General features: G+C 62.6%; 11 protein-coding genes. 1 reads left to right on the top strand and 10 read right to left on the bottom strand.

Going from position 1 to position 14,602, the window contains the following annotated elements:
* Positions 1-36: 36 nt before the first annotated feature.
* The 3 genes from SO139_RS14945 to iolD form a co-directional block, all read right to left on the bottom strand.
* Positions 37-1,011: a Gfo/Idh/MocA family oxidoreductase gene (locus SO139_RS14945; protein ID WP_449384414.1), complete on the bottom strand. Its 975-nt coding sequence runs from the start codon at positions 1,009-1,011 to the stop codon at positions 37-39.
* A gap of 97 nt (positions 1,012-1,108) precedes the next feature.
* Positions 1,109-2,008 carry a myo-inosose-2 dehydratase gene (gene iolE, locus SO139_RS14940; RefSeq protein WP_449384413.1) on the bottom strand — a complete coding sequence of 300 codons (900 nt, stop codon included), beginning with the start codon at positions 2,006-2,008 and terminating at the stop codon, positions 1,109-1,111.
* A gap of 6 nt (positions 2,009-2,014) precedes the next feature.
* A complete protein-coding gene (gene iolD / locus SO139_RS14935; RefSeq protein ID WP_449384412.1) occupies positions 2,015-3,886 on the bottom strand; it encodes a 3D-(3,5/4)-trihydroxycyclohexane-1,2-dione acylhydrolase (decyclizing) in 1,872 nt (623 codons plus the stop codon).
* A gap of 167 nt (positions 3,887-4,053) precedes the next feature.
* Between iolD and SO139_RS14930 the strand changes: the two genes are divergently transcribed.
* Positions 4,054-5,184, top strand: a complete 1,131-nt coding sequence (locus tag SO139_RS14930; RefSeq protein WP_449384411.1) for a Gfo/Idh/MocA family protein — start codon at positions 4,054-4,056, stop codon at positions 5,182-5,184.
* Positions 5,185-5,269: 85 nt separating this feature from the next.
* Here the strand turns inward: SO139_RS14930 and SO139_RS14925 are convergent, their stop codons facing one another.
* The 7 genes from SO139_RS14925 to SO139_RS14895 all read right to left on the bottom strand — a co-directional run bounded on the left by SO139_RS14925 (position 5,270) and on the right by SO139_RS14895 (position 14,525).
* A complete protein-coding gene (locus SO139_RS14925) occupies positions 5,270-6,904 on the bottom strand; it encodes a flavin-containing monooxygenase (RefSeq protein ID WP_449384410.1) in 1,635 nt (544 codons plus the stop codon).
* A gap of 258 nt (positions 6,905-7,162) precedes the next feature.
* On the bottom strand, positions 7,163-8,743 hold the full coding sequence (locus SO139_RS14920; protein ID WP_449384409.1) for an SDR family oxidoreductase: 1,581 nt from the start codon (positions 8,741-8,743) through the stop codon (positions 7,163-7,165).
* 33 nt (positions 8,744-8,776) lie between these two features.
* Positions 8,777-9,313: a nuclear transport factor 2 family protein gene (locus tag SO139_RS14915; protein ID WP_474798949.1), complete on the bottom strand. Its 537-nt coding sequence runs from the start codon at positions 9,311-9,313 to the stop codon at positions 8,777-8,779.
* A gap of 26 nt (positions 9,314-9,339) precedes the next feature.
* A complete protein-coding gene (locus tag SO139_RS14910) occupies positions 9,340-11,463 on the bottom strand; it encodes an acetate--CoA ligase family protein (protein ID WP_498540189.1) in 2,124 nt (707 codons plus the stop codon).
* Positions 11,464-11,472: 9 nt separating this feature from the next.
* Entirely contained in the window at positions 11,473-12,366 is an 894-nt protein-coding gene (locus SO139_RS14905) for an SMP-30/gluconolactonase/LRE family protein (protein ID WP_449381312.1), read from the bottom strand.
* Between the two features lie 91 nt (positions 12,367-12,457).
* Positions 12,458-13,687, bottom strand: coding sequence for an ABC transporter substrate-binding protein (locus SO139_RS14900; protein WP_474798952.1), 1,230 nt, complete (start codon positions 13,685-13,687; stop codon positions 12,458-12,460).
* A gap of 76 nt (positions 13,688-13,763) precedes the next feature.
* Complete coding sequence (locus SO139_RS14895) at positions 13,764-14,525, bottom strand: SDR family NAD(P)-dependent oxidoreductase (RefSeq protein WP_449381311.1); 762 nt, start codon at positions 14,523-14,525, stop codon at positions 13,764-13,766.
* Positions 14,526-14,602: the final 77 nt, after the last annotated feature.

The following is a 14,602-nucleotide window of genomic DNA, read 5'->3' as shown; positions in this document are numbered from 1 at the left end:
TGCGGGGCCGGTTCCCTCCTGCCTCGTTCGCTTCTGTCAGTCGTACAGCGCAGGACGCGGTCCATATTTCAGGGTTGCTACGCCATTTCCGGCAAGCGCCTCAGCGACTTGCTCTGCGATGGCCGAGGCGACATAGCCGTCCCATGCACTCGCGCCGACCGACACTCCAGTCTTTACAGCGCTGACCCATTCAGCCATCTGCCTGCGGTAGGCCTCCTCAAACCGCGGCACCCAATTGTCCGGATACGAATGACCACCGGATCTGTCTCTGTTCACGAGCGTAAGCGATGCCGGAGCCAGCGCCACCGTGCCTTGCCGCCCGACCAGTTCGACATGGACGTGATAGCCGTAGCTGGCGTTCACGAACACCTCGGTCGAAACGATCTCATCCTTGTCGGTTTTCATCGTGATCATGAGCGGTTCGCCGCCAGGCCCCGCCTCCACGTGCACAGAAACCATCTCCGACCCCAAAAGCCAACGGCTGATGTCGATCTCGTGGACGAACGAATTCGTGATGGCCATCGAACCATTGAACCACTCCGGCGCGCGAACGTTTCGGTGCACGTTGTGCAACAACACGGATCCGCCCAGTTCACCGGTACCTTTGACGCGCTTGATCTCCCGATAGCCGGGGTCAAACCGGCGCATGTATCCGACCTGGATGAGTCTGCAACCCAATGTGACTTCGGCCTGCACCACGTCCAGGGCATCCGCTGCCGAAGACGCCAAGGGCTTTTCGCAGAGAACAGGCTTCCCCGCCCTAATGCAGGCAAGTGTTAGCGCCGCGTGTGTGGCATCGGGAGATGCAATCACTATAGCGTCGATCTGATCCGATGCGATTAGCGATTGAGGATCCGAAAAGACGGTTGCTCCAGAGGCCACGGCCTGCGCCCGAGCCGCGTCGGCGTCAAAAATCCCGGCAAGATGAGCACCGGGGGTCTCGTGTCGGAGTATCCGAGCATGCTCGGCGCCCATTACACCTGTGCCGATGACTCCTATCCCAATGCTCATTTCATCTTCCCTCGCGACTTCGCGCAAGGATGACCCCGCCGGGGCAGCGCGAGACCCGAGCGCTTCCTCGGGTACGGCGACACCCGATCCGTGCGGTTCATTGCACGACCTCGTATCCAGCGAGCGCCATCAAGCGCATCAGTTCCACGTGGCCTTTCTTGGCCATGGCGAGCGGCGGGCTAATCTTCGGATCCTGCTCTGCCTCGACCACGAACCACCCCTCGTAGCCGTAGGACGAGAGGTGGGCGATAATCGCGGCAAAGTCGAGCGAGCCGTCTCCCGGAACGGTGAACGCTCCTTTCACCACCGCGTCGAGGAAGCTCTCCCGCCTTCGGTCAAGCTTGTCGATGACGTTGCTGCGGATGTCCTTGGTATGCACATGGCTGATGCGGGAATGATGTTTGTCGATGACACGCAAAACATTGCCGCCGGAAAAAGCCATATGGCCAGCATCGAACAACAGCGGTAACGCCTCACCAGAATTCGCCATGAGCAGGTCGAGTTCAGCTTCGGTCTCGATCGCCGCAGCCATGTGGTGATGGTAAGCGATCGGCATTCCCTGGCCGGCACACCACTCGGCGAAAACCGTCATCTTGCGTCCATAGGACTTCATCTCCTCGTCCGAAAGCCTGGGTTTGGTATCGAGAGGTGCGGAGCGAATGCCCTGGATCGAACGCGCAGTTTCGCCGTAGACGATGCAGGGCGCCTTGGCCGCAATGAAGAAATCCATCTGGGCGCGAATGCGATCCTTTTCCCGCTCGATGTCACCGTCGAGCAGAAGGCCAGAGAACCAGCCGCCGCAGACGGAAATGCCGAACCGGGCGAGTATCGGCCCGAGTTCTTGCATATTCATGGGGAAGCGCCGCCCAGTCTCCATTCCCGTAAAACCGGCAACACTCGCCTGGCGCAAGCACTCCTCCAGACTCACGTCATCGGACAGCTCTGCAAGATCGTCATTCCACCAGGCAATGGGGGCAATTCCAAGTTTCGCCTTCATGGCTCATCATACCCCGATGCGCTGCTTCGCGCGGATCTCGTCTTGCTGCTTGCGCGCGCTTCGAACCGTCTCGCGAGAGGACACTTGGGGCACGCCCACGTCCCAGTCGGCGTCGCCAGGAACCCACGAATACGCGTCCGAGACGATCGAAAGCACGGTGGTGCGGTCATTGCCTTTGGCCCATTCGAGCGCGGCAACAAGGTCGGCAACGCTCTCGCAACGCCGAGCAGCCGCCCCCATGGACTCGGCATGCTTGGCAAAATCGACGTGAGGAGGATTGTCGCGATTCTGAATTCGACAGTCGGTCAACAAGTTGTTGAAGCCTGGCACGCCTTTGAATTGTTGCAACCGGTTGATCACCGCGAACCCGCCGTTGTCACAGACCACAACGATCATCTTGTGACCGCTTAGAACCGTCGAGTAGATGTCCGAGTTCATCATCAGATACGTGCCGTCGCCAACCATCACGATCGGCGTGCCGCCGAGTCCGCCGGGCCCGGAATTGGCCATCGAATGGCCCCAACCTGCGGCAACCTCATAGCCCATGCAGGAAAAGCCGAATTCAAGGTCGAAGGTGTTCGGCGCCTTGACGCGCCAGCCTTTTGCCACTTCGCCTGGCAGGCCGCCGGCGGCTGAAATCAAGGTATCTTTCTCGCCGGCCGACGCATTCACCGCGTGGACTATCTGCGCGTAGGTCGGCACTGGAGCGTTGCTGGGTGCCTGCAATGACTCGAGCAGCGCGTCCCACTCCTTAAAGAGCATCTGAGCACGCGCCATGTGGGCGGGGTCGACGCGCCATGCGCCGAGCGTTGCATCGAGTTCTTCAATCGTCTCCCGCGCGTCGCCGACCACCGTCAGCGCACGATGCTTCACCGCATCGAACCTGGCCGCGTTGATCGAGATGAAACGCGCGTCCGGGCTGAAAGCGGTCCATGATCCCGTCGTGAAATCCTGAAGGCGCGTACCGACCGCAAGGATAACATCGGCCTCGGCTGCGAGCGCATTCGCTGAGGTCGAGCCGATAATTCCGATCGGCCCCGCATGGGCCGGGTGATAGTGGGTCACCGCGCCCTTGCCCGCGATCGTCTCCACAATCGGAATTCCACGCTTCACCGCAAAATCCGCGACCGCGTTTCCCGCCAGCGAGTAACGCACACCGCCGCCGGAGATGAGGATCGGCTTCCTCGCGGTCTTGAGCAGCGCGGCTGCGTCAGCGAGTTTCTGACGATCGGGACGCGGGCGCGGAATGGCCCAGGTTCGAGGCTCGAAGAAGACCTCAGGGTAGTCGAAGGCCACTTCCTGGGTGTCCTGTGGTAGCGCGAGAAAGGCCGGGCCGCAGTCAGCCGGATCTAGCATGGCGGCCACGGCCTGCGGGAGCGAAGAGATAATCTGCGCGGGATGAGTGATCCGATCCCAGTAGCGCGTGACCGCCTTGAAGGCGTCGTTCACGGTGACGGTCGGGTCGCCAAAATGCTCGACTTGCTGGAGAACTGGATCCGGCAACCGGTTGGTGAACGTATCGCCAGCCATAAGAAGGAGGGGCAAGCGATTTGCGTGGGCTGTTCCCGCCGCCGTCACCATGTTCAAAGCGCCGGGACCAATGGACGACGTCGCTACCATGATTTGCCGCCTAAGCTTGGCCTTGGCGAAGCCGATAGCCGCCAACGCCATCGACTGCTCGTTCTGTCCGCGGAAGGTCGGCAGACGATCCTGAATCGCCTCCAGGGCCTCGGACAGGCAGGTCACGTTCCCATGACCAAAAATGCCGAAGACGCCGGCGAACAGGGGCACGCGAACACCGTCGATTTCAGTGAACTGTTGAGTCAGCCATCGCACCAGGGCCTGGGCCATGGTGAGGCGGATCGTGGCGGCGATCATGCGGTCTCCTCCCTCGACGGTTTGTGAGGAACATAACCTCGCGCACTGAATATTGACAATAGTCTTTTTCTGCAACAATTATTGCCGCCGATGTCTTCCGATCAGGACGTGCTCGATTTTTCGTAGGTCGCCTTAACTCCGACCTATCGTGAACAGGGATTTCCGACATGACCAAACCGAAGCTTCGCATCGGCCTCATCGGTAGCGGATTCATGGGTAAGACCCACGCTTTCGGTTACTCCATCGCCGCGCGTGTCTTCGACCTACCCTTCGAGCTGGAACTACATACGATCGCGGACATTAGCGACGAGGCGGCCGTGAAAGCGGCCTCGGCTCTGGGCTTCGCACGCGCGACCTCGGACTGGCGCGCGCTCGTGGCGGACCCAGCTATCGACGTCGCGAACATCACCACGCCCAACGCACTTCACAAGGAAATGGCCCTGGCTGCGATTGCTCGGGGCAAACATGTGTATTGCGAAAAGCCGCTGGCGCCGCTTGCGACAGACTCCCGCGAAATGGCCGACGCCGCCGAAGCGGCCGGCGTAAAGACGCAAGTCGGTTTCAACTATCTTTGCAACCCCATGCTTGGCCTCGCACGCGACATGATCGCGGCGGGAGAGCTCGGCGAGATACGCGGCTACCGCGGAGTCCACGCCGAGGACTACATGGCGGACAATGCTGGGCCGTTCACCTTCCGGCACGAAGCGGTGGGAGGCGGCGCGCTGGCCGACATTGGCAGCCACGCGTTGGCCACGGCCGAATTCCTGTTGGGGCCGGCTGCGGGACCGATCACTCGCGTCATGGGCGATTGCATCACGATGATCAAGGAACGTCCAGATGGCAAAGGCGGCCGGAGGCGCGTCGAAGTCGATGATGTCGGCCGAGCTTTCCTCCGTTTCGCGAGCGGCGCCTCCGGCTCGATCGAGGCAAACTGGATTGCGACAGGGCGGAAGATGCAACACGACTTCGAGGTCTATGGCAGCAGAGGCGCCCTCGCCTTCAGCCAGGAACGCTTCAACGAGTTGCATTTCTTTTCGACCGACGACGACCGTGGCCGTCAGGGATTCCGCCGGATCGAGGCAGGCCCGGATCATCGGCCATACGGCCTGTTCTGCATCGCGCCAGGCCACCAACTTGGTTTCAACGACCTGAAGGCGGTCGAGGTCGCGTGCTATCTGGACGCTATCGCAGGACGTCGATCGGAGCCATTCAGCTTCCGCGCTGGCCTGCGTATTCAAACGCTCGTCGAGACCATTCACGCCTCAAGTCGCGCCGGAGCGTGGAAGGACGTGCCCTGAGAAGGCTCGAGCACTCGCTCCAGCCCATCATGGCCAATTGATCGAGCTCCAGGCAACGAAAGGCCGCCAGATCCTGGAGTAACGGTTAAGCCGCGACCGGGGTTCGTCCGCGCTCAAAGACGAAGTCACGATACCCCGCCTGCGCGACGGCGACGCAATACTCCCGATACTTTGGAAATCCGCCGGTGAAGAGCGTGAGCCCTAGCGGCTTGTCCTTGACGTTGGCGCCGAGATACCAGGTCTTCGCCTTGTTCAGCAAAGAGCGCTGCGCGATCCTGACCACGAGCTCCATCCATCCATCTTCCGCCGCTTTGGTCGGCTCGACGGTGGCGAGGCCGTGATCGGCCATGTGCGTGATCAGGTTCGCAATCCAGTCAACGTCGTTCTCGCTGATCCTGACGATGTTGGCCAACGCTGCCGGACCGTTCGGCCCCGTGGTCATGAACAGGTTCGGGAAACCTTCCATCATAAGGCCGAGATAGGACCTCGCACCGTGTTTCCATTTATCGTTGACCTTGCCGCCACCGCGGCCGACGACATCGAACGCCGTTAGCGCGCCGGTCAGCCCATCATAGCCGGTCGCGAGAATCAGCATGTCGAGCTCGGTTTCGCCCGTCTCGGTTCGCACGCCCTTCTCAGTGATCGCGAGAATGGGATCGGCAACGCAGTCCATCAAGTGGACATTGGGCAGATTGAAGGTCTCATAGTATTCGGTGTCGAGGCATGGGCGGCGGGCGAAGATGGGATAGCCGCGCGGCTTGAGCTTTTCCGCCGTGACGGGGTCCTTGACGACCTCGCTGACCTTGCCTCGCACGAATTCGGCGACATGCTCATTGGCCTCTTCGTTACTCAGTAGATCTGTGAAAGTCCCGAGCATTGCAAGGCCGCCGGCCTTCCAGGCGTCTTCCATGAGCTCGCGACGTCGTACCGGCGTCACGCTGAAGAAGGCGCGGGTGGTCCAAGGGCGCACCCCGCCATTCGGGCTGCTGCGGGCAGCCTCGCGAAGGCCGGCGTAATTGCGCTTGACCTCGGCGACGTAGTCCGCCTCCAGCTTCTGGTTGCGCATCGGCATGGTGAAACTTGGCGTGCGCTGGAAGACGAAGAGCTCGTCGGCCTTCCGACCAACTTCCTGTACGATCTGGATGCCGCTCGATCCCGTGCCGATCACGCCGACGCGCTTGCCGGCAAAGCTCACCGGATGATGCGGCCACTTGCCCGCGCGCAACAGCTCGCCCTTGTAGCTCGTAACCCCCGGAATCTGGGGATCCATGGGGACGGATAGCGGTCCGGTGGCCATCACGCAGTAGGTTGCCTCGACCGTCCCGCCGCGATCCGTCGTGACCCTCCAGAGCTTGCGCGTCTCGTCCCAGATCGCACTGGTGACGCGAGTGTTGAATTGATAGTGCTTGCGCAGGTCGAGCCGGTCGGCCACGAAATTGAAATAGGCGAGAAGTTCCGGCTGGGACGCGAATTCCTCTGACCACGTCCATTCCTGCTCGATCTCGGGAGAGAACGAATAGCTGTAGTCAACGCTCGGAAGGTCGACCCGCGCGCCCGGATAGCGATTCCAATACCACACGCCCCCGACATTGCCACCCGCTTCGAACGCCGCGAGCTTGAGGCCCATTTCCCGAAATTTGTACACGGCGTACAAGCCGCCGAAACCAGCCCCCACGACGACGATGTCCAGGCGTTGTGCCCCCATCTCAGAGTTGCTCATCTCGGGCATTTCCTCGCTTGCATCGTTTAGGTTGGAGCGGCGATTGGCGATGTGCCGCATGCGAAATCGCCTGTGCTGGACTGCGGCCTTGCCTTGAAAACCATCTCATGAGTTCTACAGCACCACTACCGCTTTGATGGCATGTGGCTTCAGTTTCACATCTATGAAAGAGAATGAGCGCGTCACGAGACCTGTACGGGGCGTCGAACGTCACGCCCTGCCGAGATGTATCAGCAATCACCGCCCACTCGCTTGTCATCAATCGCTCGTGGTGCTCGCATCGCCGACGTCGCCGAACGCAGTCCAGCCGCCGTCGAGATAGAGGATCGACCCGTTGATGTAGGACGCCTCCGCTGACGCCAGGAAATAAGCTGCGTTCGCGACCTCCGCCGGCTCGCCGAAGCGGCCGAGCGGAACACGCCGCCGGATCCGCGCGCTGTCGATGCGACCCGACGCCCGCAATGCGGCCACGCCCGGCGTGTTGATATAGCCCGGAGCAATGGTGGCGGTGCGCAGCCCGGCAGGACCAAGTTCAGCCGCCATACATCGCGTCAGAATGTCGATGGCCGCCTTCGAGGCGCCGTAGGCGTGGCGCGGCGCGAACGGCATGAACGTGTTGATCGAGCCGAGATTGAGAATGAAGCCGCCGCCACTCATCTGCTTGATCGCTTCGCGGGCGCAGAGAAATGCGCCGATGACATTCACCTCCAACACCTTATCGAGATCAGCCGCAGACTGGTCGAGCGCCGGCACAAAACTGTCGGCCACCGCCGCATCGTTGACCAGCACGTCGATGCGAGCAAAGCGCTGCCTGATCGCGGCAAACAGCGCCAGCACGTCCTGCTCCGACGAGACATCGAGTGTGAATGCCATGTGCTTCGTGCCGAGCGCACGCACCAGGTTGGCGGCGCGATCGCCATCCTTGTCCGCGATGACCACGGTGTCGCCGCCGGAGGCAAATCGCCGAGCGATCGCTTCGCCGATCCCGTTGGCGCCGCCGGTCACCACCACGATGCGCTCCCGCGACGACCGCTCGGCCGTCGCCAGTTCGGCGTCCGGCGTCCCGATGACGGGTGGATGCGCATCGCCCGGCTGATTGAAGGATTGCCAGCCGCCATCGACGGCGAGAACCGCCCCTGTCACGTAGCCTGCCTCCGGCGAGGCGAGGAAGCGCGCCACGGCCGCGATCTCGTCCGGCCGTCCCATGCGCCCGAGCGGAATGCGCCGCCGAACCAGATCGAGATTCGCCTTGCCTGAGCGCTCGAGCTCCGCGACCATCGGAGTGCGGACATAGCCCGGCGCAATCGCCACGACGCCAATGCCATGCTTCGCCCATTCGCAGGCAAGCGACCGCGTCGCCGAGATCAATCCAGCCTTGGACGCCGCATAGGCGTTGCGCTTCGGATTGCCGAGCACGCCCGCCAGCGACGCGATGTTCACGATGACACCGCCGAGCCCCATCATGCGTCTCGCCACCTCGCGCGCGAGCACGAAGGGGCCGCACAGGTTGACGCTCAACGCCTTGCGAAAAGAGGCGACGTCCGTGTCGACAGTCGCTGCCATGGTTGGTCCGAGTGCGGCGTTGTTGACGAGGACGTCGATCCGCCCAAATCGCTGCTCGATCGCGGCGACGAGGCCCACGACTTCGTCTTCGGAAGCCACATCGCAGTGGAACGCCACGTGCTCGCCGCCGAGTGAAGCCGTGACGTTGACGACGTCGGTGCCTGGCAGGTCGACGGCCACGATGATATCGCCGTCCCGATGGAACGCTTCGAGTAGCGCACAGCCGACGCCGCCGGCCGCTCCGGTGATCACGACGACGCGCCTTGGCTTTTGCATTATCGTTTTTCCCTCGCCGCGATGGCATACATCTTACGTGCGGCGGGCCTCGGCCAGAATTTCATGGATAGGATCGTTCGGGTGCGGCGCTCCGATCGGCATGCGCGGGCCAAAACGCACCTCCTCGCTCTCGGTTGGCACCGCCTGCTCCTCAACCCAGTCGAACGCCACGATGCGCCGCGCGACGCGCCACTCACCACCACGCTTCTCGAAGAGATCGCAATAGCGTCCGGCTATGAGAAATTGCCGCACGATCCCGTCCTTGCCTGGACCACGCTGCAGGGCAAGAAAATAGGTCTCGACCGCGGCACGCGCCGGCCCGACGCGTTCAATCAAGATGTTACCGACCTGATGGACGTTGCGCGCGCCGCTCTTGAACACCTCGCGGGCCCAGAGAAAGAAGCCCTCGACCGGTCCGGAATAGACGCCGTGTCGATCGGTCGCATCGGGCCAATAGGAGCTTCGCAGCGTGGCTTCGTCGGCTCGGTCGATCCCCCGGCAGTAGCGGTAGATGCAATCGCGGATCGCCTCCCGGTCCAAGAACTCGGTCAGCTTTGCTTCGTCGGCCATATTTCCCTCTGCTTAACCACTAGCCGTCAATCGCGAGACGCGGCGCTGCACGGTACCAGCAACGCGTCGAGAGGCATGACGCCCTCGCCGCGTGGCATCACTAGAACCGGGTTGAGGTCGATGCTTTCGATCACGCTGGCATTGTCGGCAGCAAATTGCGAAAGGCCCGACAGCATCGCCGCCAGCGCATCGACGTCGGCCGGCGGCGCACCACGCACGCCTTCCAACACGGCAAAGCCTCGAATCTCGCGGATCATCCGCTGCGCCTCTGCGACATCGAACGGCGCAACGCGAAAGGTCACGTCCTTGAGTACCTCGACGAGAATGCCGCCGAGCCCGAACATCACTACAGGACCGAAGGACGGATCCCGCACCACCCCGACAATGGTCTCTACGCCTCCCCTGATCATTGGTGAGACGGCGACACCATCGATCCGCGCGTCGGGCCGCTTGTCACGCGCACGGGACAGGATGGTGCGGGCGGCTTCGCGGGCCTGCGCCTCGTCGCGGGGACCGACGATCACTCCACCGATCTCGGTCTTGTGTGCGATGTCCGGCGATGAGATCTTCACCACCACCGGAAAGCCGATTGCCGCGGCGGCCGTGCCGGCATCCTCATCCGGTCGCACCAGCGCTTCCTTCGGAAACGCAATACCGGCCGTCTGCAACAGCGATTTCGCTTCGTGCTCGCTGAGCGGGCCATCCGACGGCGCGATTCGCGACGCAACGGTCGAGGCCGTGCGCGCATGCTTCGCCGCGTCGAAGCTGCGGCGAAACCAGACCAGCGCCGCCAACGCGTTCACCAGGGCAGAGCCATCCTCGAAGATCAGAAAGCCGTCGTCCTCATAGGCGCGGACGATCTCCGGCGGCGCCGACATCGACAGCGCCAAGACGCGGCCTTGATGCCCGGCCGTCGCAGTCCGCAACACTTGGCGCAGCGAGGCCGAAAAAGTGGGGCTCGCCGGTCCGCTGCCGAAAATGCCGGCGAAGAGGTGATAGCCGCCCTTCTCGAGCATTGCGGCAATATAGCTCGTCATCAGCGGGAGATCAGTGAGCGCTTGCGCCGTCGCGTCCACCGGATTGCGCGGCGATGCGTAGGGCAGCATCGCCTTCAGCTCATCCTGCGCCGCCTCGGGCATGGGCGCGACGTCGAGCCCGCACGCCGATGCGTCGTCGGCCATCTGAATGCCGAAGCCGCCGGACAGCGTGAAGATGCCGAACCTGTTGCCGGCGGGATAAAGCCCCCGTGCGCAGGCATAGGTCACGTCCAGGTGCTCCGCAGTGGTCCGCGCGCGATAGGCACCATATTGCCGCAACACCGCATCGAACACGGCATCCGATCCCGCCAGCGCCGCGGTGTGCGAGCTAACCGCTTGGGCGCCAACATCGGAGCGGCCGACCTTCAGAAAGACAAGGGCTTTTTCTTTCGCCCGCGCAACCTCCAGCGCCTCGATGAAAGTATCGCGATCGCGAATGCCCTCCGCATAGGCCATCACGACCCTGACTTCGGGTTGTTCGATCACCCAACGCAACGCTTCCGCGACGTCGATATCGCATTCGTTTCCGGTCGTGATCCATTGCCCGATGCCGAGGCCGCGCTGGCGCGCCAAGTGGGCAATGTGGGAGCCATAAGCTCCGCTTTGCGAGACGACGGCGACCGGACCTGGTTCGACGAATGCAGCATCAAGGATCGCCGAGAATGTTCCGTAGTAGCCCATGCCAGCGTTGAACAGTCCGAGACAATTCGGGCCGAGCACGCGCATGCCGCTCTCGCGGGCGATGCCGGCGATCTGGTCCTGTGCGAGACGTCCCTGCTCGCTCGCCTCAGCAAAGCCGGCCGAGAACACCACGGCCGCCTTGACCTTGCGATCCGCGCAGTCTCTCAGCGCCTGAACCGTGCCCTGCGCCGGCACTGCGAGGATGGCGACGTCCGGCACTTCCGGAAGCGCTGCGACCGAGTCGTAGGACCTGATCCCCTGGACGGTGTCCCGCTTCGGATTGACCGGATAGACAGCGCCCTTGAAACCGCCTTCGCGCAGATAGCGCAAGGGACGGCCGCCAATGCGCGCAACATCATCAGATGCTCCGATCAGGGCGATGGATCGTGGCTTGAAGAGAGGATCGAGCGAGGCTGGATGATAGCGTATCAAGGCATGTTCTCAACTGGAAGGGATTGGCTGGAGCCCGAATTGCGCTTCAGGTAGGCCGGTCACGCCGAGGCCGTCGATCGCGAACAGAAAGCCACCGTCCGGGTGGTGCGAGACGGCGCGTCCCGATCCTGAATCCTTGATCGAGGTCACGTAGAGCGTTGACAGATCAGGACCGCCGAAGGCAACCGATGAGGGCAAGTCGGTCGGCGCGTCGATCAGGCGATCGAGCGCGCCCTGCGGGGTGAAGCGCGCGATCTTGCCCACCTGCACGAGCGCGACCCAAAGGCAGCCTTCGCAATCGACCGTCGCCCCGTCGGGCCCCGACTGATATGGCGCGGTGTCGATGACAATCCGCGGTTCCGGATCGAACGCGTCGCCCGACTCGGAGCTATAGGCGCGGATCGCCCGATCGAGGCTATCGGCGAAGTACATGGTGCGGCCGTCGGGGCTGAAGCAGAGCGCATTCGAAATGCGAATATCGCGGGCAAGCACCGTGTGCGCTCCGCTGGCGTCGATGCGAAAGAGCTGCCCCAGCGGCTCGGCATGCACGCCCATCGTGCCGCAGAGAAACCGCCCCCAACGATCGACCTTGCCGTCATTGAAGCGCACGCGCGGATCGCACGGATCTGGCCGGAACAGCGGTGTCAGTTCGCCTGAGCCGAGATCGAGCCGGTAGATGCCATCCGCGAGCGCTGCGACGAGAGTATCGCCCTTGGCCAGTCCGACCGAGCCGATCATGGACGGCACATCCCAGTGCCGCCCGATCCCGCGCTCGGGTTCAAAGGCGTGGACCCGGCGCGAGACACCATCGACCCAGTAGAGCCGCTGCCGCGTGACATCCCAGACCGGGCTTTCGCCAAGCTGTGCGGCCGTCGCTGATATCTTGCTCACTTGGAGCGCCATCAAGGGAATTCCGGCTAAGTTTCGTCTCGTGTCATCTCGCGAAGTTGGGGTATGCAAGCGGGTGACGGGTCACGCCGGCCCGCCGCCGCGCTTATTGCGTCTTCAGGAGATCGCAGGCGCTCTCGGCTGTCGGCCGCCAGGCGTCATCGGCAGGAATTGTGTCGGTGATCTCGTAGTAGTCGTAAGGATACTTCGACTCGGTCGACGTCTTGATACGAGCGGCATAAAGCGGCCGCATCACCTGACCGTCGGCACGGATGCTGACATTCTTCATCTCAAAGTCATTGATTGGCGTGCTCTTCATCTGTCGCATCACCGCCTCGCCGTCGTCGGTCTGCGTCGCGGCAATTGCCTTGAGATAGTGCGTCACAGCGCTGTACGTGCTCGCCTGCGCCTCGTTCGGGACCCGGCCGTTGAACGCCGCCTGATAGCGCTTTGCGAAGGCGCGCGTCTCATCTGTTTTATCCCAGTAAAAGGGCGTCGTCAGGCGTACGTTCTGCAGCGGCTGCAGGCCGATGCTATGTGTTTGATTGATCATCAATCCCAGTGGGGCAAGCTGCTGCTTCTGCGTGAGCCCGAATTCCTGGGCCTGCTTCATGGCATTGGCGAAGTCCGAACCCGAATTCGCCAGCGCGATGACCTTCGCTCCGCTCGATTGGGCCGTCAGCAGGAACGAGGAGAAGTCAGAAGAATTGAGCGGATGCAGGACGGAACCTACGACCTTGCCGCCGTCGGCCTTGATGAAGTTCGTGGTGTCGGCCTGCCAGGCCTTGCCGAACGAGTAGTCGACGGTGACAAAGAACCAGGTATCCAACCCCCGCGCCAACAATGATTTCACCGTCGCCTTCGGCAGCGCATAGGTGTCCATCGTCCATTGCGTCGTCATCGGCGAACATTTTTCGTTGGTAAACACCGAAGCCGCCGTTCCCGCCAGGAGATAGGGCTTCTTCCGGTTCTTCATGACGTCCTGCACGCCGAGCGCAATCGAGGAGGCCGAGCATCCGACGATCGCATCCACGCCTTCATTGTCTAGCCAACGCAACGCAATAGAAACGCCGATGTCCGGCTTGTTCTGGTCGTCGGCCACGACGAGCTCGACCTTCTTGCCGTTGACGGCACCGCCAAAGTCGCTGATCGCAAGTCGCGCGGCGACAACCGAACCCGGCCCGCAATTGTCGGAGTAAGGACCGGTCTGGTCGTTCATGACGCCAATCTTGATGACGTCTCCGGAAATCCCCTGCGCCAAGACCGGTGACGTGGCAAACGCTATTGCACCCGATAGGATCGCCATGACGGCGAGGTAGGCAGCCGACAGTCTCATTTCTTCCTCCCTATAGCCCGCGGATCTGCCCGGACCTTCTTGTTGTTGCGGGCGACCAAGATCGATTGATGTGCGCTCAAGAGAACGCGTAGGTAATTCCTCCATCGACGAACAACATGTCGCCGGTGATGAAGCTCGCCTCGTCGCTTGCAAGAAAGACTGCTGCATTCGCCACGTCGCGCGGTTCGCCGAGCCGCCCGATCGGCACACGCGCCCGGCGTCGCTCCCACGCCTCCTCGCTAACGACGAGATTGGCGCCATCGGTCGGTGTCGGCCCCGGCGCGATCGCGTTGACTCGGATTCCGCGTGGACCGAATTCGGCTGCGGCGGAGCGTGTTGCGCCCGCCACCGCGGCCTTCACCGCGCTGTACATCACACCATTCGCCATCGCGAGCACGGCAGACGGCGATCCGATGTTCACGATGGCTCCGCCGCCGGCTGCGGTCATTGGCGCCAGCACCGCCTGATAGCCCCAGATCACACCCTTCAGGCCGACATCGATCATCCGGCCGACCATCTCCTCGGTCTGCTGCTCCAGCGGGCCGTAACGATTCCACATCGCGTTGTTGACCAGGATGGTCGGCGGACCAAATGCCTCGACAAGACGGTCCACCGCGGCAAAAACGGCGGCTCGCTCGCCGGCATTGCCGACGATCGCAGTAGCCCGGCCGCCATCCGCGACAATGGCGTGCGCTGCGGCCTCCGCCACGTCGACCTTCAGATCGAGCACCCCGACCGCTGCGCCCTCGCGGGCAAAGGCTTCCGCGATGGCCCGGCCGATGCCTCGCCCTCCGCCCGTGACGAGCGCCACGCGCCCCTGCAACCTGCCGCTTCCCACGACGCCCTCTCCAGCTCGGCCACTCTTTCGTGTTCTTGGCCTTGACTGGAGGCACCTTGTCATGCGCAGTTGGGTCA

The sequence above is a fragment of the Bradyrhizobium sp. UFLA05-89 genome (assembly GCF_059803475.1).
Note: the sequence above shows the minus strand (reverse complement) of the source record. Positions and strands in the feature narration are given on the sequence as shown.